Raw genomic sequence first — 17,419 nt, 5'->3', positions numbered from 1 at the left:
CGGCTTTGGGCCAATATTATTAAAATACCAAGGTACACAAACTGAATACGCGCTCCGAGCACTACCGCTAGGTGGTTTTGTCGGCTTTCCCGATGACGATCCCGACAGCGATATTCCGATCGACGATCCTAATTTACTCCGAAATCGTCCGATTCTCGATCGCGCGATCGTCATCAGTGCAGGCGTAATTGCCAATCTCATTTTTGCTTATTTCTTGCTCGTCGTCCAGGTCAGCGTTACTGGATTTCAACAAATCGATTATCATCCTGGTGTCGTCGTATCGGGGATTGCTGACAATCTAAGTACTGCGGCAGGTAAAGCGGGAATTCAAGCCAAGGATATCATTCTGGCGGTGGATCGGGTGCAATTAGGCGACGGAAAACCCGCCATTGTCAAATTGATGGCGGAAATCCAAAATCATCCCCAACAACCAATTACCTTCCAGGTGCAACGCGGGAACAAAACATTGGATCTCCAAGTTACTCCCGATGCCAATGCCGAAGGGAAAGGACAAATCGGTGTAAAACTTGCACCCAATGCCGATATTATTATCGATCGATCGCAGAATTTAGGCGATGCTCTGGGCAAAGGAGCTACCGAATTCGAGCGCGTTATCGTACTTACAGTTCAAGGGTTGTCACAATTAGTAACTAATTTTGGTGAAACAGCCTCCCAAGTAGCTGGACCGATTAAAATTGTCGAAATTGGCTCGAACATTGCCTCTGCAAATATCGCTGGACTGCTCCAATTTGGCGCACTAATCAGTATCAATTTAGCTGTAATGAACATTTTGCCATTACCTGCTTTAGACGGCGGTCAACTGGCATTTTTATTGTTTGAAGGATTGCTGGGTAAACCCTTGCCAATGAAATTGCAAGAAACTGTAATGCAAACGGGTTTATTTTTACTGCTAGGATTGGGGGTATTTCTGGTGATTCGCGATACCGCGAATCTCTCCAGCGTTCAGCAATTCTTTAAATAAATGGCAAAAAATAACTACGATCCAGTTGGGACTCTAAGTGTGGGGAATGTCGTAACCACAGGCACTACCATCTACAAGTCCAACTTTAAACGTTATTTTCTAGTATCATTACGGGCAGTTGGTTGGAGCATCGCCATGGGCTTTGCAGCGGTCGGCTTCGCAATTATCGGTGGTATTCTGTATGGAATAACTAAGTCATGGTTGATTGCCATTCCATTAGTTGTGGGATGGATTGCCGTAACTTTATATTTTTTGGCTAGATATGCGACAGAGCGAGCCATCATCTGTCGGCTAGCCTATCAAGAATTAATTGAAGCACCAGAAACCACCATAGTTGCTACTCAACAGTTGCTACCGCGTACATGGGGATTTCTGAGGCTTTCCTGGTTGGTGGGATTGTATCTATCGTTAGTCGCAATGATTAGCAGTTTTGCGCTATCGATCGTGTTATTTGCGGTGGTAGCGGCAATTATCTATCTGTTCAAAATTGTGACACCCGATCCTGCCACATCCATTGTTATCGGTCTTTTGACGATTGGTTTATTCTTGCTGTGGATTGCCGTTTTAATTCGCTACTATGCCTACTGGTTCGTTGCTGAACTACCGATGGCTGTAGAGTCAACTACATCGGCTAGCGTTAGTATCCGTCGCAGTAAACAGCTAACGACGACTGCGGCGCGGAGAATATCACTAACAATTGCAATGGCTTTTTTAATTACCATACCGATTAGTCTGCTCGGTAATGTGCCTAGTGTCATCGGTCAAATTATGAGTAATCCCGCAATTTCTCGCGATCCATCAACTCAATCGATGGGGGCAATCTTAATTTTAGTTGGTTTTGCACTTAGTCTACTCGGCGAGCTATTTGTGATGCCATTCTGGCAAACGATTAAAGCGATCGTTTATTACGATCTGCGGAATCGACGAGAAGGTGGTGACTTGATACTGTAGATCTTTCGAGTACTGTGGTTAATAGTGTTGTTTGGATAAAGGTAAAATAGCCTGGTACAAGATAGAAGTATTTCCAGCACAATATGAAGTTTTTAAACCGAGTTAAATCCCAAACACCAGAGAGTGTCGAACTAGAATTTGTTCTAGCCGGAGTAGGTAATCGTACTTATGCTTTAATTATCGATTATCTAATTTGGAGTTCTACACTCTTTCTGCTCTTATTAGGCTGGGCATTTTTGGTTACTCAAGTAGATTGGCTCCGATCTGACACTATTCGCCCTTGGCTTTCGGCAATCCAAATCTTAATTTTATTTGCTGTGTATATCGGCTATTTCGTCTTGTTTGAAACCTTATGGCGGGGACAAACACCAGGTAAAAGATATGTTAAAATTAGGGTAATTAGAGAAGATGGACGCAATGTTGGTATCCAACAATCAATCTTAAGGTCGCTACTCCGCCCGATCGACGATATCTTCTGTTTAGGGTTCTTTTTGATTGTCTTCACAGCACAAGAAAAACGTCTTGGCGATCTGGTTGCAGGGACGATCTCAATTCAAGAAGGACAAGCTGTTACGAACCAAAAGATCGCGCTCTCCCCAGCGGCTTCTGACCTAGCAGTGCAACTGAGTAGAACTGGAAAAATTGTGGCGATTTCTCCCGATGAATTTGCCACTATTCGCAAATACCTCTATCGCTATCCAGCTCTAGATCCAGCCACGAAAAATCGAGTTAGCGACCGATTGGCGCGGCAATTGCTAGAGAAAATAGAATTAGCAGATCGCCCGCCAACTCTCGATGCTCATCTGACGATCGAATCAATTTTTCTCGCGTATCAACAACAATTTCGGGAGTAGTTGATAATTGATAATTGACAGCAGAAAGTAATAAGTTTATCAGGTACAAGCAGATGGAAGCGATCGAATCGGAAGTTTATCAAGGACAGTTTGGGACGTTTACAATTACCGATCGAGATCGTCAGAGCGTGGTGATTTATCGCAGTGCTTTGATGGTGGCGGCGGTAAGTTTTGGGATTGGAACAGTTGCCATCTTATCGCAATTGAATCAGGCTGAAGGCGTAAGCTCGAATATATTAGATTTAACAACATTTCTATATATTACCTTCTCAGTTGGGTTAGGAATCGCGTTGGCAATGATTCATATTTATATGGTTGTTTTGCACCGTGCATTGCAAGCATTTTGGGCGATTGGTTGTCTGAGTGCGCTCAGTTTTGCAGTATATTATCAGCAACCAATCGGCTCGATCGTTTACGAACAACCATTAACAATTCTAGGTATCGGCTTTACATTTGCCGCATTAACAGGCATCTTTTTTAAAGAAGCTTTTTGTTTCAATCGATTTGAAACAAAAATTCTGACTTTTCTAGTTCCCCTCCTATTATTAGGACATCTAACTAATTTGCTACCTCAATCTGTAGAAGCTACCCTCTTAGCTATTTGGGCAGGATTATTTTTAGTCTTTGCAGTTCGCAAAGCCATTCAACCAATCCCACCCGATCTTGGTGATAAATCAGTATTTGAATATCTAAAAAATCAGAAATAGATCGATAATTCGTCGTTGGTGGAGCCTCTCCATTGGAGCATCGAATATCGATCTAAAGTAACTAAAATCAGCATGAAATTTAGCTAGTGGGTATTATCCACTATTCACTATCCCCTAATGTATAGTTCTTTAATATCACAATCCCATGATTGGTCGAATGAAATCGATCGAGTCAAACAGAGATTCGATCGAGAATTCAAACAAGAGGCTTTCGATCTACCTGCAGAAGTAGAAGCAATGCCGATTTTTAGAGAGTGGATTAGCCGCAATCTTACTGACAAGATTACCTCTCCATTTTGGGAACTAGCTGGATTTAAAAAGAATCACCGCTGCTTAGATATTGGCTGTGGTGTCAGCTTTTTGATCTATAATTGGCGGGAGTGGGAGACATATTTCTATGGGCAAGAAATCAGTGTTGTGGCACGGAACGCGCTGAATTCACGCGGATCGCAATTAAATTCTAAGTTATTTAAAGGTGTCCAATCTGGCACCGCTCACCAATTACAATATGAGAATGATACATTCGATCGGGCGATCGCGACTGGATTTAGTTGTTACTATCCGCCGGAATATTGGAAGCTAGTTTTGCAAGAAGTCAAACGAGTTTTAAAACCAGATGGAATATTTATCTTTGATGCGATCGATCCAGATACCGAACTAGCCGAAAATTGGGCGATTTTAGAAATGTATTTAGGAGCTGAAGTATTTTTATCTCCACTAACACAATTCACCGAACTAGTCAAAGAAGTTGGTGGTAAAGTGACTAAAACCCAAACAGGAGAATTATTTCAGATGTATCAAGTTAGCTTTTAGTCGATCGTCAGACTAAAATTTGACTTTGAGATATAGCCACCTAGCAATTAGCTGCGGACAATTTTTCATAAACCATCGCCAAGCAAATATTTTGGCGACTGGTTTCGACCTTTTACCAACAAATTTGGCGACAGAATTTAGCGGTCGAAAGCGCACTTTTTTGTCGATTAAATTGACATAACCAATATCATATAAACAATCGATAATTAATTTAATCGTCGCCTCTTCCCTCGCAACTAAGCTGGTGAGTAGAGTCAATACCTCTTGGATCCGCTCCGCCTCAATTTGACTGCGCTCGGATGTTGCTGATAAGTTAGGAACTGGTTGGCTGGATACTGAGATAATTTTATTCACGATCGGATTTCGATTTCTAGAATGAGGATAGGCTCACTTAGCGACTAGAGTGGCCTCAAAGAGAATGTTTGCAGTATACCGCTATCGTACTGTATAAACTAAGGAGTGTCGCTCTTTGATGCCGATCGACATCGAAACCAAAAAAATTCCTGCGCTTTAGTAATGGAGAGACAGTTAGTGGGCAAAATAAAGATTAGTTAGGTCTACAGCTCATATCTATCGCTCTATTAATAACTAAGGACAGACACAAACTCGAAAATGAAAGACAACAAACATTCAGGTAATCCGCTTACTTATCTTAGTCGAGGTATTAAAGCAGTTGGCGATCGGATGATGGCAGCATTGTTACTGATCCTATTTTCACCGATACTATTGGTTGTGGCAATTATCGTCCGCATCCGCATGGGTAGCCCCATTTTTTTCACCCAAACCCGCCCTGGCAAAAATAGTCAGCTATTTAACGTATATAAATTTCGCACGATGACTGGCGATTGCGATGCTCAAGGCAATTTGCTTTCTGACGAGGAGCGGCTGATTCCCTTGGGGAAATTTTTCCGCAAAGCTAGTTTAGATGAACTTCCTCAACTATGGAATGTATTAGTCGGTGATATGAGTTTTATCGGGCCGCGCCCATTACTGGTAAAGTACCTGGAGCTGTACAGTCCCGAACAAGCCCGTCGCCATGATGTTTTACCAGGGATTAGTGGTTGGGCGCAGGTGAATGGACGGAATACCCTCTCCTGGGATGAAAAATTCAGACTGGATCTCTGGTATGTGGATAATTGGAGTTTATGGCTAGACTTCAAGATTTTGCTATTGACAGTCAAGAAGGTATTTGGACAAGAAGATATCAGTCAGAATGAAGATGTCGTCGCCATGCCAGATTTTTTAGGTAATGATAAATAAGCTATTCACTATCCACTATTCACTCACTATTCAAGGACAATCACTAGATAGTAGACATTGCCGTTGACAGAGAATCAAACCAAACCAGGATTGAGGATCTGTCCAGGTTTTGAGTGGTTGAAGTGCGTGAGCGGTGAGAGTATCCGTTAATGCCGGAAGATTGAACTTACGGGAGATTTCGGTGTGAATTGTTTCGCCCGATTTTAGACTTATTTCTAAGTCGAGAGCTTTTAGTTTAACTGTTTGAGCTGTCAAACTCTTGAGGTGCATTTCGATTTGACTGGCGGTGGGATTAAAGAAGGCTAAATGTGCGAAGTTATCGAGATTGAAATTACCATCGAATCGATCGTTCAAATGACGCAATACATTTAGATTGAAAGCCGCCGTAACTCCCCGAGCATCGTTATAAGCCGCTTCTAAGATGTCGATCGGTTTTTGGAGGTCTACTCCCAACAGGAAAAATTCCCCAGGCTGGAGAGCCTGCTGAACTTGTGTGAGGAAGATATCTCTGGATCGATCGTCGAGATTTCCCATCGTGCTGCCCAGAAACATCAACAGCCGATTTTCGATGATGCGGGGTGGGAGTTGGGCGAGGGCGCGTTCGTAGGTACCTGCGACACCGCAGACGTTGAGCAGGGGGTAGGTATCTAGTAAATTGAGGGCGGTGGAGCGGAGAATACCTGCGCTAACATCGATCGGGTAATAATGCAGGGGGTTGTCGAGTTGACTGTATGCTGTGAGTAAGGTGTGGGTTTTGCGCGAACTTCCACTACCGAGTTCGATCAGTTCGCAAGCTCCGGTTAGTTTGACGATTTCCGAGACAGATGTTTCGAGGATCGATTGTTCGGTGCGGGTGGGATAATATTCGGGGAGATCGGTAATTTGCTCGAATAATTCAGAGCCGAGATCGTCATAGAAATATCGACATGGCAAGGTTTTTGGCGTTTGGGTCAATCCTTGGATCGCATCGCTACCATCATCGATCTGCGGCAGATCTGGGTCGAGATTAATCCATCGAAATCGATTTTGTGCTGGAATTTGAGTTTTCATATCAGTTCGATCTCGATCGATTGCGGTGGGTGATGGAGTAAATTAGTAATTCGTCTATCTATATTAAAAATCTTATATCTAAATTAGAACAGGTGGGTATTCCCGACCTAAGTTAGATGAGAGGTATGTGGGAGCTTTAAATCAAACTTAAACAGATGTTAACCCGATCGGGATGGATGCTTAAAGAAGGTCGGGTTAAGATACTGCTGGTGTCAAAATCAGCTCACGCTATGCCCAAAAGCTATTGTTGAAGCTAGCATTTTTTGAGATCGGTGTATTTTAAGTAAACTTGACAGTTATACCACATGTTACTCAATAATTTAGGTCGTCTTACCACTCTCACGGCAGTTGCAGTATCAGTGTTTGGCACTCAACTGGCAGCACTGGCTGAGGTGACTCTCAGTGGTGCTGGGGCAACTTTTCCCCAACCATTATATGAGAGATATGTGCGGGAGATGCGGAAAGCTCACCCAGATATAAAGGTCAACTACCAAAGCATTGGTAGTGGTGGTGGAGTTAAACAGACGATCGCTGGTACGGTAGATTTTGGGGCTAGTGATGCAGCCATGACCGATGGCGAAATGGCCAAGGTAAAAGGTGGCGTACTATTAATTCCCACTGCTGGTGGTGCGGTGTCGGTAGTTTATAACTTACCTGGAGTTAAAAATCTCAAGCTCTCTAATGCAGTTTTAGGTGGAATTTTTACAGGTAAAATCACGACTTGGAACGATCCTCAGATCGCTCAAGACAACAAAGGTGCTAGCTTGCCAAGTAGCGCAATTAAGCCTGCTGTCAGAGCTGATGGTAGTGGTACCTCATTCATCTTTTCCAATCACCTCAGTGCGATTAGCCCAGAATTCAAGTCCGCAGTTGGGGTTAGTAAAGAACCTAAATGGCCGTCTGGTTTTTTGAAAGGGAAAGGTAATCCTGGAGTTGCAGCTTCTGTCAAACAAACAGCAGGATCGATTGGTTATGTTGAGTATGAATTCGCGCTCAAAAGTGGACTCTCCTCTGCTTTAGTCCAAAATGGTAGCGGTAAATATGTTTCGCCATCCCTAAAATCTGCCAATCTAGCTTTGTCCGATGTGCAGTTTCCCGAAAACTTCCGCGCATTTGATGTCAATTCTACCCAGGGTTATCCGATTGTTGGTTTGACTTGGTTACTAATTCCTAAAACTCAAAAAGATCCGAACAAAGCTAAAGCGATTAAGACAATGGTGAAATGGATACTGACCAGCGGTCAGCAATTTAATGACGACCTTAACTATACTTCTATTCCTAGTAGTGTTGCACAACGGGCGATCGAAGCTGTTGAATCCGGCGTAAAGTAACCTAATTGTTTGGAATCTAGTGTTTACATAAAACCTAGATGGTGGGCATTGCCCACCCTACAACTCTACATCTCTAACAATGTCCTCCTCACAAAAATTGTTTATGCCTACGCCAACCAAAAATCATTTGGCTAGGCGTAATCGCCCCTCTAAAAACGATCGATCAGATCGATTATTTCGCTATCTCATGTATGCAGCTAGCGGCATATCGGTTTGTATCTTGGTGCTGATGGGCTGGATTATTACCGGACACGCCTTACCCGCAATCTCACAGTTCGGGTGGGGTTTTTTGGTCGGTCGGGATTGGAATGTACCAGATCTTCAGTTTGGTGCCTTACCGTTGATTTATGGCACACTTGGGAGTGGATTAATTTCCCTAATCTTTGCCGTTCCCGTCGGTTTGGCTGTGGCGATTGTCACCAGTGAAGACTTGTTGCCAAAATGGTTGCGATCGACTATTGCATTTACGATCGAATTGCTCGCATCGATACCTAGTGTGGTGTTTGGACTCTGGGGATTTTATACGCTGATCCCGATTCTCCTGCCAATCCAACAGTTGCTCCATCGCAAATTTGCTAACATTCCTTTATTTAGTACCGAGCCGTCTGGATCTGGATTATTGACAGCGGGAATGTTATTGGCAATCATGATTCTGCCCACTATCGCTGCTGTCAGTCGAGAAGTGCTGTTGGTTGTGCCTAATTATCTGCGAACTGGCTCGATGGCTCTGGGATCTACCCGCTGGGAGACGATCTTTCGAGTAGTTTTACCCAAAGCTTTTTCAGGTATCATTGGTGGGGTGATGTTGGCGTTAGGACGTGCATTGGGTGAAACGATGGCAGTGACAATGGTAATTGGTAATGCCGAAAATATTAGTCCTTCAATCTTCGCACCTGCTTACTCAATTCCCGCGATTTTAGCAAATACATTTGCCGAGGCGCAAGAAGATATTCACGTTGGTGCATTGACTTATTTAGTGTTAATCTTGTTCGCGATTACTCTATCCGTAAATATTGGGGCAATTGGATTGGTCAGATTAGTCGAGCGCGGTGATAAGTAATAACATGAAAAACCCAGAAGCTCTTAAATTAATTACACCACTATCTCCGTTGCGAAATTTATTCGATCGGGGGATGACTGTTTTAGCTGTTGTGCTGACGATCGTCGGGATGTCACCACTGATTTCAGTATTATGGAATATTGTATCTAAAGGATTTCCTGGGCTGACACCAGCAATGTTTACTAAGCCAATCATCGATGATGGTTTTGCCAATGCAATTGTTGGCACATCGCTCATGATTACAATCGCCTCTTTATTAAGTATCCCAATTGGGGTGGCTACTGGAATCTATTTAGCCGAATATGAGCCGAATAGTAAGATTAATCGTACTATCAAATTTTTGAATACTATCCTAACTGGAGTACCCTCGATCGTGGTGGGAATTTTCACTTACGATGCGGTCGTACTAACTAGTAAAAAATTATTTGATTTCAGCTATAGTGCGCTAGCTGGTGGAATTAGCTTGGCAATTCTGATGTTGCCAATTATTGCGTTGACAACAGAAGAGGTTTTAAAACTAGTCCCCAACAATCTACGGCTAGCTTCTGCTGGATTGGGTGGTAGTAAATTTCAAACAATATCGCGAATTATCCTCCCCACGGCTCTACCAGCACTTGTTACTGGAGTATTATTGGCGATCTCGCGGGGCATCGGTGAAACAGCACCTTTGCTATTTACTGCTCTTTTTGCCCAAGATTGGGCATCAAATCTACTGAGTCCAACTGCTTCGTTACCCATTCTAATTTTTAATTTATATAACGATCCCGATCCAGTTAAAAATCAATTAGTTTGGACAGCATCTTTCTTTTTACTCAGTATAGTTTTATTTATTAATCTATCAGCTCGATTTTTTTCTAATAGAGTAAGGTGAATTAGCAAGTATTCAACGGTTTTTACTTTAACATTATTTTAATTTTATGCGTATATTAAACGAAGCTATTTCACAGTTGCAAACTGCAATTCAGGTTAACAACTTGAGCTTTTTTTATGGTGCAGTGCGGGCGTTAGAGAACATTAATATGAGTATTTTTCAAAATCGGGTGACAGCAATTATTGGGCCATCTGGTTGCGGAAAATCTACTTTTATCAAAGCACTCAACCGGATTGGAGAGCTAGAAGGAAGTATTAAAACTGAGGGGCAAGTTGAGTTCTATGGTCAAAATATTTATCACCCTCAAGTCAATCTCAATCAACTGAGAAGACAGATCGGTATGGTATTTCAAAAGCCAAATCCTTTCCCGATGAGCATCTATGAAAATGTTGCTTACGGCATCAAGATTGGGGAAGAGAAAGTGCGCCGATCCGACCTCGATCTGGTGGTTGAATCAGCTCTACAGGGTGCGGCACTTTGGAATGAAGTCAAAGATAAATTGCATAAATCTGCACTAGGATTATCCGGTGGACAACAGCAAAGATTGTGTATCGCTCGCGCCTTGGCAGTCAAACCCCAAGTACTCTTAATGGATGAACCTTGTTCGGCATTAGATCCAGTCGCTACGATGAAGATCGAAGAACTAATGCATAGTTTACGCAACGATCTAACGATCGCAATTGTTACTCATAACATGCAACAAGCTGCCAGAATTTCTGACTATACCGCCTTTTTTAGTACCGATGAAAGTCGGATTGGTAGAATGGTAGAATTCGGCGAAACTAAACAGATTTTCTCATTTCCAGTCGATACACGTACCAATGATTATGTCTCTGGTAGATTTGGTTGATCGATCGAGTAATAAGTAGGGTGTGTTAGCTGCAAGCGCGAGCGTACCCTACCATTACGCTCCTACCCAAATCGATAACCAAAGCCCCTAACTGTGGTAATATACTGGGGTTGACTGGGATCTAATTCGAGTTTTTCACGGAGCCAACGAATGTGAACATCGACGGTTTTGCGATCGCCGATGAAATCTAGCCCCCAGACTCGATCGAGTAATTGTTCTCGCCCCCACACGCGGCGGGGATTTTGCATGAATAGCTCTAGCAGTCGAAATTCTCGCGGGGAGAGATTGACACCTACTCCACGCACCATCACGCGATATTCTTCAGGATAGAGGACGATCTCTTGAAATTGGACGATTGACGGTTCGATCGGCGTATTTAATCGATTACGACGGAGCAGAGCGCGACAACGTGCCACCAATTCTCGCATACTAAAGGGCTTACTAATATAGTCGTCAGCACCGATTTCTAGCCCCAATACACGGTCTGTTTCGGTTGTTTTGGCACTAACCATCAAAATTGGTACATGATTGCCCTTATATCGCAAAAATCGACATAAATCCAGACCGCTAACTTGGGGTATCATCAGATCTAGCACAATCAGATCGAAGGGAAAATCCTGAGGTTGAACAGTTTGTGCTTGACATTTAGTTAGTGCTGTTTGTCCATCACCGACGGCAACTACTTCAAAACCCTCTTCTTCTAAGCCCAATACGATTAATTCTCTAATTGACTCTTCATCTTCTACTACTAAAACGCGATTGATGACAGTGCCTAGGTTCTGAATATCAGAGTTATTCGACATATTGAGTGCGAGCATCATCACTATTGACTGAAAGATAAGGAAACGATTTGGAATGAGGGTAAATCGGGGTGGCTCGAAATTGTTGTTCGCTACACTATTAATAGCAGGCAACTGCAGATCTGACAATAGCAACTCAGTTTACTTAGCGATCCTAAGTGAGAAGTGTAACCTCTAGAGAGCGGGTATGAAGCGGCGTTTTTGTTCTGGGGTTCCTCCCGAATAAAAAAACGACAAGACAGCAACGCTCCTACGAGTTAATATTACTCGCAGCCTGTCGGAGAGTTAGGATTTGTTGTAGGGTGTGTTAGCGGCAGCGTAACGCACTTTGATGGTTCGAGCGGTACGGTCGATTTTCGCTGTCGCGATCCAGATGGTAGAATGAGTTGAGTTCTCATTTTGGCGGCACCCAAATATACTAAATAATTCTGCGTTCAAGACGCTCAGTGCCAGTTAAGGGCACCCCTACAGGTTAACACGATCCGATCGATTACCGACTGTAAATTGAGCCAACATTCTATGGATGTCTCTATGTGAATAGCCTCAGCATATATGGTTGGCGATCGTCCCAATCTTTTATCGAATCATGTTGCTTTTAGCCATCTTTATATCTACAGTTTTTGGGGTGCTGATTGGTGCTGGAAGTTGCTACCTTTGGCGTGAATTATTGGTCAAGCGGCAATTAAAACAAGTTTTATCAGTGATGGAGTCATCGGTAAATCGTGAAGATATTTCTTTACCGATTGTGTCACAGTTGCGCCGCAGAGCCATCATTATTCAAAAGCAACAAGAACAACTCGAAAAACAGCTATTCGGTTGGCAGTCTCTATTGCAAGTAGCACCGATTGGTTATTTGCAACTCGATGCTGACAATCAGGTTTTGTGGTGCAACGAGACAGCGCAACGCTTACTACAAATTAACAAATGGGATGCTGGAAAAACTAGATTATTATTAGAATTAGTTCGTTCTTACGAACTCGATCAATTTATCGATCGAGTTCGTTTGCGTAGCGTCTCTGAAGAAGAATCGAGTCAATTTACCAATGAGCTAATCTGGCAATTTCATTTTGGTTATCAGGAAGCAGCAGATTCCCGATCTGTTTGGCTTAAAGCCAATTGTATTTCGCTTACTGACGGTGCGATGGCGATATTTATTGAAAGCCAGCAAGATCGAGTCGATGCCGCGACTGCACAAGAACGCTGGCTGGGAGATCTCGCCCATGAAATTCGCACGCCGCTAACATCTATTTATCTACTTGCCGAAACATTACAAGCTAAAGTTACACCCGATTTGACTCGCTGGGCAGATCGAATTTTAAAAGAAACTAATCGATCGATCGATCTGGTTCAGCATTTCTCAGAACTCAGTCGATTAGAAACATCTTCGACTCAAAATCTGCGGTTAGGATCGGTAGATTTGATTCGGCTCATTGATGATGTCTGGCATACCTTAGCGCCGATTGCTGCCCAAAAACAAATCGAATTTGTCTGTACGGGTTTACCGCAACTAGTCTTGGAACTCGATCCAGCTAGATTTACCCAAGTATTAATCAATCTCTTTGATAATAGTCTTAAATACTGTCCCGATCGAGGACATATTTGGATCGATATTGAGCTGCTAGGATCGAATCGAGTTGAAATCGATCTCTTTGATGATGGCTCTGGTTTTACCCAAACCGATCTACCACATATCTTCGAGCGATTATATCGCGGTGATGTCTCTCGTCAACGTCTGCCGACCAGTAATAGCAATCTCAATTCTCAAACCACAGGGAGCGGATTAGGACTAGCAATCGTCCGTCAGATTATCCTCGCACATCAAGGGACAATCGTGGCAAATAATCATCCAACGACTGGTGGAGCTTGGTTCAAAATAATTTTACCGAATAATTAATTTATACATAGAAGGTGAAAATGTTATTTCCGACACAGATCTAACTAAAAACATGAAAATCGTGTTTTTTGCAACATTAATCAACTTCCTGATGTCTGTAATATAGAACAACTACCAATTATCTAGATTTAGTAGATTCTAATTTAGGTATTATAATTACTTTCTAAATATGACTACATCTTATTCATTGAACGAATCTAGACAGTTTAGACACCGTAGCCGCAGCTTAGAACAAGATTTGCTGCGGATGGGTGCCTTAGTCGAAAATTCCTTTCGACTGGCGCACCACTCGCTATTCCAGCGGGAGATCGAGATTACCCAACAAATTCCCCTCCTCGATCTCAAGATCGATCGATACTACCATCAGATCGAGCTGGAATGTGCCGAACTGATGGCGATTGCTTCCCCCGTCGCTCAAGATTTGCGGCTGCTGAGTGCCTTTATGCAAATGGTGCGAGATCTAGAGCGGATTGGTGATTATGCCAAAGATCTGGGTGAAATTTCGCTGAAATTATTTCCCTATGCAGAACATCCTTGTATCCCTGCGATCGAACAGATGTCTCACCATGCTAGAGCAATGCTAGAATCTAGCCTAGCAGCTCTAGCGACTCTCGATGGTACTGCTGGCCCAACCGTCCACAAACTGGATGATGCAGTCGATCTCGCCTATGATGAAATTTATCAAACTTTAGCCAGTCAAACCAATCTCCAAGGATCGATCGAACCCACCATTTTACTAGCTTTAACCATCCGTCATCTCGAACGCATGGCAGACCATGCCACGAATATTGCCTTTCGGGTAACTTTCATCGTCACAGGTGCGAGAGAGTGATTCAACTCACATCTTGCATCAAAACATAGTTACTAGTGTTTTACTGAATAGTGAGGCTATTTTCGTCAGCTTCTATGTAATGTCTTGTCACAGCGAGATCTGGAGGGAACCTCCGCCAGCGCGTTGGCGTTGGCAAAGCCTGCCGTAGGCACACCCTCTCCGACAGGAGATACCGCTGGTGCAAGATGTGATTAAAGCGATCTGAGGATCGTGTAGATCGTTGGTCGGAAAGCTGGGCGAGCATTTCGGCACGAGATGACACCTCTAGCTTGCGAAACATCCGTTTTAACGCCTGTTTGACCGAATTTTCGGTAATCCATACCTCAGTCCCAATTGCAGCGTTCGTGCGCCCTAGCGCGACCAATTCAACAATTTGCCATTCTCGCGCTGTCAATCGTTCTGTCCGCTCGGGTTGAGGTAAGGATCTAACTGTTGCCGCCCAAATCGATAGGTGCAAACAGATTCCACTCAGATCGGCGAGGTTTTGGGCATCAAAAGCAGGCATGGAGCGATCTCGAGTACAACCAACAGCACCAATTAAGCGACCACCCACGACAATCGGCCCCGCCAGCACATGCCAATGGTCGGCACGAGGACAAATTAGATTTCACACTTTCGGCGATGTCACTAATGCTTCATTAACTGGTGCGTGATGCTCAAATAAATAACGGGCGATTGGATTGCGTTCCATTGACAGCGCAACTTTTAATATCTGCTGAAGATTGGGATTGAGCACGGACATTGTATCGAAGAAAAAAATTGCCGACCTCGTTGCAGCAAAATGTTCGCCAATTTTTGGCACGATTTTCGATCTTAAATCTCGTTCTACTTTGACTCGATCGATCTCTTCAAATAAAGGCTGCAAAGAACCACTCATAGTGTCCAAAAGAGTACCCGATCGAGGACTATCCACAATCGGTTTTCACCTCTAGTATAGACATTATCGGTTTTGTTGCGACGATCACCAACACACAGAGATCGATAGTACAAACGATCAACGAATGCCAAAATGAACCAAACTGCAATTTTTAGTCCCTTCTTTGCCACAGTATTTTTAACACTCGTTGTCTGGGTATATATGTACATCCGCAGGATCGCTTTTATTACAACTAACAAATTTAGCCCGAAAGAGCTAGCAATACCCGGTAGACTGGCACAACTTTCTCCAGCAAGTGTATCCAATCCGTCGGATAACTTCAAAAATCTATTCGAGATGCCAGTCCTTTTTTATGTACTTGTCTTCTACCTATTTATCACCGAACAAGTAGATACAGTATACATAAATTCTGCGTGGATATTTGTTGTTTTTCGCGCATTACATAGCATGGTGCATTGCACATTCAATCTTGTCATGCTGAGGTTCTATTTGTATCTGGTCTCCTCACTGTCGGTGTGTTTCATTGCAATTCGGGCATTGTTTCAATTAGCTGCACAGCCATGAGAATTAGGCTAATATCGATTGATTTCCTCGATCGTCATTTAGATTCAATACCCAAAGATTGTGTGCAATTGAGAGTAGAAAATCCAATTGATTCAGATTTGATCGAATCAATTGGATTCTCAAAATTAAAGTTGTTAATTAACCCAATACGGATTTAGCTGTTTTGACAACGTTATCAACAGTGAAACCGAATTTATCCATCACAACGCCACCAGGAGCCGAAGCACCAAAACGATCGATTGTAACTAAACCACCATCGATACCGACAAAGCGGTGCCAACCTTGGCTACAAGCGGCTTCTACTGCTACTCGTTTAGTTACAGCTTTAGGTAAGACGGATTCTTTGTAAGCTGCGTCTTGCTCGTCGAATAATTCCCATGATGGCATGGAAACTACGCGAACTTTGGTACCTTCAGCGGTGAGTTTTTCGGCTGCGGTGACACAGAGCATGACTTCGGAGCCAGTACCGATGAGGATGATGTCGGGAGTACCTTCGGAATCGACAATAGTATAAGCTCCTTTGGCTACGCCTGCGATCGAGGTACCTGGTAAGTTAGGTAAGTTTTGACGGGAGAGGGCGAGGAGGGTAGGATCGGTTTTGCTGGCTTTTTCGATCGCTACTTTATATGCACCGGATGTTTCGTTACCATCGGCGGGACGAATTACGGTTAAATTAGGAATAGCCCGTAAGGATGCGATGGTTTCGATCGGTTGGTGAGTAGGACCATCTTCACCTTGTCCGACGGAATCGTGAGTCATTACCCAAATCGAACCCGCTTTGGATAAGGCGGAGAGGCGAATCGGAGCACGCATGTAATCGGAGAAGATTAGGAAGGTTGCGCCGTAAGGAATTAAGCCGGAATTGTGGAGGGCGATCCCGTTACAGATGGCTCCCATTGCATGTTCGCGGACACCGAAGTGAACGTTACGATTTTGGTATGCGCCTTTTTGGAAGTCACCGGAAGTTTTGATTTCGGTGAGGTTGGAGTGGGTTAAGTCAGCGGAACCGCCGATTAAACCAGGTAGGACAGCAGCTAATTTGTTGAGACAAATTTCGGAGTGTTTGCGGCTAGCTACTGCGCTATCTGCGGGGGTGTAAGTGGGCAAGACGCTATCCCAACCAGCGGGAAGCTGGCGGGAGGTCAAACTAGTGAATTCGGCGGCTTCTGTGGGATATTTGGCGGTGTATGCAGCGAGGGTTTCATTCCATGAGCCTTCAGCTTTAGCACCATTAGCGACTGCTTCGCGCATGTGAGTTACTGCGTCAGCAGGTAATTCAAAGGGAGCATATTCCCAGCCGAGGTTTTCGCGGGTGAGTTTGATTTCAGCTTCGCCTAGAGCCGCACCGTGAATACCAGCAGTGTTGGATTTATTCGGGGAACCGTAACCGATGATCGTGGTGACTTTGATCATCGTAGGTTTGTCGGTGATGGCTTTCGCTGCGGCGATCGCGGCTTCAATTGCGGCTAGGTCGGTGTTACCATCTTTGACGTGGATGGTGTGCCAGCCATAGGATTCAAACCGTGCGGATACATCTTCAGTGAAGGCGACATCGGTAGAACCATCGATCGAGATATGGTTGTCATCGTACAGTACGATCAGTTTACCTAGTCCCCAGTGACCAGCGATCGAAGCTGCTTCACCAGAAATACCTTCCATATTGCAACCATCGCCGACGATCACGTAGGTATAGTGGTCAACTAGAGTAGCATCAGGTTTGTTA

General features: G+C 43.8%; 17 protein-coding genes and 1 pseudogene. 13 read left to right on the top strand and 5 right to left on the bottom strand.

Annotated elements, in window-relative coordinates; translation table 11 throughout:
- The 5 genes from rseP to RMO55_RS12815 form a co-directional block, all read left to right on the top strand.
- The coding region (gene rseP, locus RMO55_RS12835; RefSeq protein ID WP_310427076.1) for an RIP metalloprotease RseP at positions 1–982 on the top strand (982 nt) is incomplete at its 5' end.
- Positions 983–1,933: a hypothetical protein gene (locus RMO55_RS12830; RefSeq protein WP_310427074.1), complete on the top strand. Its 951-nt coding sequence runs from the start codon at positions 983–985 to the stop codon at positions 1,931–1,933. It begins immediately after the preceding gene.
- A gap of 83 nt (positions 1,934–2,016) precedes the next feature.
- The gene (locus RMO55_RS12825) at positions 2,017–2,787 is read left to right on the top strand and encodes an RDD family protein (RefSeq protein WP_310427072.1); all 771 of its coding nucleotides are present in this window, start codon (positions 2,017–2,019) and stop codon (positions 2,785–2,787) included.
- A gap of 53 nt (positions 2,788–2,840) precedes the next feature.
- Positions 2,841–3,494 carry a DUF2301 domain-containing membrane protein gene (locus RMO55_RS12820; RefSeq protein WP_310427071.1) on the top strand — a complete coding sequence of 218 codons (654 nt, stop codon included), beginning with the start codon at positions 2,841–2,843 and terminating at the stop codon, positions 3,492–3,494.
- A 117-nt stretch (positions 3,495–3,611) separates the two neighbouring features.
- The gene (locus RMO55_RS12815) at positions 3,612–4,307 is read left to right on the top strand and encodes a class I SAM-dependent methyltransferase (protein WP_310427070.1); all 696 of its coding nucleotides are present in this window, start codon (positions 3,612–3,614) and stop codon (positions 4,305–4,307) included.
- Between the two features lie 12 nt (positions 4,308–4,319).
- Here RMO55_RS12815 and RMO55_RS12810 read toward each other — a convergent pair whose 3' ends face one another.
- Entirely contained in the window at positions 4,320–4,661 is a 342-nt protein-coding gene (locus RMO55_RS12810) for a hypothetical protein (RefSeq protein ID WP_310427069.1), read from the bottom strand.
- A gap of 258 nt (positions 4,662–4,919) precedes the next feature.
- Between RMO55_RS12810 and RMO55_RS12805 the strand changes: the two genes are divergently transcribed.
- Complete coding sequence (locus RMO55_RS12805) at positions 4,920–5,567, top strand: sugar transferase (RefSeq protein ID WP_310427068.1); 648 nt, start codon at positions 4,920–4,922, stop codon at positions 5,565–5,567.
- Positions 5,568–5,597: 30 nt separating this feature from the next.
- On the opposite strand, the gene egtD is transcribed toward RMO55_RS12805, so the two are convergent.
- Positions 5,598–6,617: an L-histidine N(alpha)-methyltransferase gene (gene egtD, locus RMO55_RS12800; RefSeq protein WP_310427066.1), complete on the bottom strand. Its 1,020-nt coding sequence runs from the start codon at positions 6,615–6,617 to the stop codon at positions 5,598–5,600.
- Positions 6,618–6,922: 305 nt separating this feature from the next.
- On the opposite strand from egtD, the gene pstS reads away from it, so the two are divergent.
- From pstS to pstB, 4 genes are all read left to right on the top strand, one after another.
- The gene (gene pstS, locus RMO55_RS12795) at positions 6,923–7,948 is read left to right on the top strand and encodes a phosphate ABC transporter substrate-binding protein PstS (RefSeq protein WP_310427064.1); all 1,026 of its coding nucleotides are present in this window, start codon (positions 6,923–6,925) and stop codon (positions 7,946–7,948) included.
- A gap of 103 nt (positions 7,949–8,051) precedes the next feature.
- Positions 8,052–9,008 carry a phosphate ABC transporter permease subunit PstC gene (gene pstC, locus RMO55_RS12790; RefSeq protein WP_310427062.1) on the top strand — a complete coding sequence of 319 codons (957 nt, stop codon included), beginning with the start codon at positions 8,052–8,054 and terminating at the stop codon, positions 9,006–9,008.
- A gap of 4 nt (positions 9,009–9,012) precedes the next feature.
- A complete protein-coding gene (gene pstA, locus RMO55_RS12785) occupies positions 9,013–9,879 on the top strand; it encodes a phosphate ABC transporter permease PstA (RefSeq protein WP_310427061.1) in 867 nt (288 codons plus the stop codon).
- Positions 9,880–9,925: 46 nt separating this feature from the next.
- Positions 9,926–10,729, top strand: coding sequence for a phosphate ABC transporter ATP-binding protein PstB (pstB, locus tag RMO55_RS12780; protein WP_310427059.1), 804 nt, complete (start codon positions 9,926–9,928; stop codon positions 10,727–10,729).
- Between the two features lie 62 nt (positions 10,730–10,791).
- Here pstB and RMO55_RS12775 read toward each other — a convergent pair whose 3' ends face one another.
- A complete protein-coding gene (locus tag RMO55_RS12775) occupies positions 10,792–11,547 on the bottom strand; it encodes a winged helix-turn-helix domain-containing protein (protein ID WP_396134295.1) in 756 nt (251 codons plus the stop codon).
- Between the two features lie 568 nt (positions 11,548–12,115).
- Here RMO55_RS12775 and RMO55_RS12770 point away from each other — a divergent pair.
- Both RMO55_RS12770 and phoU read left to right on the top strand, forming a co-directional pair.
- The gene (locus tag RMO55_RS12770; protein WP_310427055.1) at positions 12,116–13,423 is read left to right on the top strand and encodes a PAS domain-containing sensor histidine kinase; all 1,308 of its coding nucleotides are present in this window, start codon (positions 12,116–12,118) and stop codon (positions 13,421–13,423) included.
- Positions 13,424–13,610: 187 nt separating this feature from the next.
- Positions 13,611–14,255 (top strand): phosphate signaling complex protein PhoU, encoded by a 645-nt coding sequence (phoU, locus tag RMO55_RS12765; protein WP_396134294.1) that lies wholly within the window; start codon positions 13,611–13,613, stop codon positions 14,253–14,255.
- Between the two features lie 229 nt (positions 14,256–14,484).
- Here phoU and RMO55_RS22265 read toward each other — a convergent pair.
- Positions 14,485–15,132 (bottom strand): annotated as a pseudogene (locus RMO55_RS22265) (LuxR C-terminal-related transcriptional regulator); the annotation flags it as partial.
- Between the two features lie 132 nt (positions 15,133–15,264).
- Between RMO55_RS22265 and RMO55_RS12750 the strand changes: the two are divergent.
- The gene (locus RMO55_RS12750) at positions 15,265–15,696 is read left to right on the top strand and encodes an MAPEG family protein (RefSeq protein WP_310427050.1); all 432 of its coding nucleotides are present in this window, start codon (positions 15,265–15,267) and stop codon (positions 15,694–15,696) included.
- A gap of 138 nt (positions 15,697–15,834) precedes the next feature.
- On the opposite strand, the gene tkt is transcribed toward RMO55_RS12750, so the two are convergent.
- The coding region (tkt, locus tag RMO55_RS12745) for a transketolase (protein ID WP_310427048.1) at positions 15,835–17,419 on the bottom strand (1,585 nt) is incomplete at its 5' end.

The organism is Chamaesiphon sp. VAR_48_metabat_135_sub, from assembly GCF_031418915.1.
Classification (GTDB): Bacteria; Cyanobacteriota; Cyanobacteriia; order Cyanobacteriales; family Chamaesiphonaceae; genus Chamaesiphon.
Note: the sequence above shows the minus strand (reverse complement) of the source record. Positions and strands in the feature narration are given on the sequence as shown.

Bases quoted from the DNA above. Each gene is read 5' to 3' on its own strand.
- RMO55_RS12830 (WP_310427074.1), top strand. From the start codon at position 983: ATGGCAAAAAATAACTACGATCCAGTTGGGACTCTAAGTGTGGGGAAT.
- RMO55_RS12825 (WP_310427072.1), top strand. From the start codon at position 2,017: ATGAAGTTTTTAAACCGAGTTAAATCCCAAACACCAGAGAGTGTCGAA.
- RMO55_RS12820 (WP_310427071.1), top strand. From the start codon at position 2,841: ATGGAAGCGATCGAATCGGAAGTTTATCAAGGACAGTTTGGGACGTTT.
- RMO55_RS12815 (WP_310427070.1), top strand. From the start codon at position 3,612: ATGTATAGTTCTTTAATATCACAATCCCATGATTGGTCGAATGAAATC.
- RMO55_RS12805 (WP_310427068.1), top strand. From the start codon at position 4,920: ATGAAAGACAACAAACATTCAGGTAATCCGCTTACTTATCTTAGTCGA.
- egtD (WP_310427066.1), bottom strand. From the start codon at position 6,617: ATGAAAACTCAAATTCCAGCACAAAATCGATTTCGATGGATTAATCTC.
- pstS (WP_310427064.1), top strand. From the start codon at position 6,923: ATGTTACTCAATAATTTAGGTCGTCTTACCACTCTCACGGCAGTTGCA.
- pstC (WP_310427062.1), top strand. From the start codon at position 8,052: ATGCCTACGCCAACCAAAAATCATTTGGCTAGGCGTAATCGCCCCTCT.
- pstA (WP_310427061.1), top strand. From the start codon at position 9,013: ATGAAAAACCCAGAAGCTCTTAAATTAATTACACCACTATCTCCGTTG.
- pstB (WP_310427059.1), top strand. From the start codon at position 9,926: ATGCGTATATTAAACGAAGCTATTTCACAGTTGCAAACTGCAATTCAG.
- RMO55_RS12775 (WP_396134295.1), bottom strand. From the start codon at position 11,547: ATGCTCGCACTCAATATGTCGAATAACTCTGATATTCAGAACCTAGGC.
- RMO55_RS12770 (WP_310427055.1), top strand. From the start codon at position 12,116: ATGTTGCTTTTAGCCATCTTTATATCTACAGTTTTTGGGGTGCTGATT.
- RMO55_RS12750 (WP_310427050.1), top strand. From the start codon at position 15,265: ATGAACCAAACTGCAATTTTTAGTCCCTTCTTTGCCACAGTATTTTTA.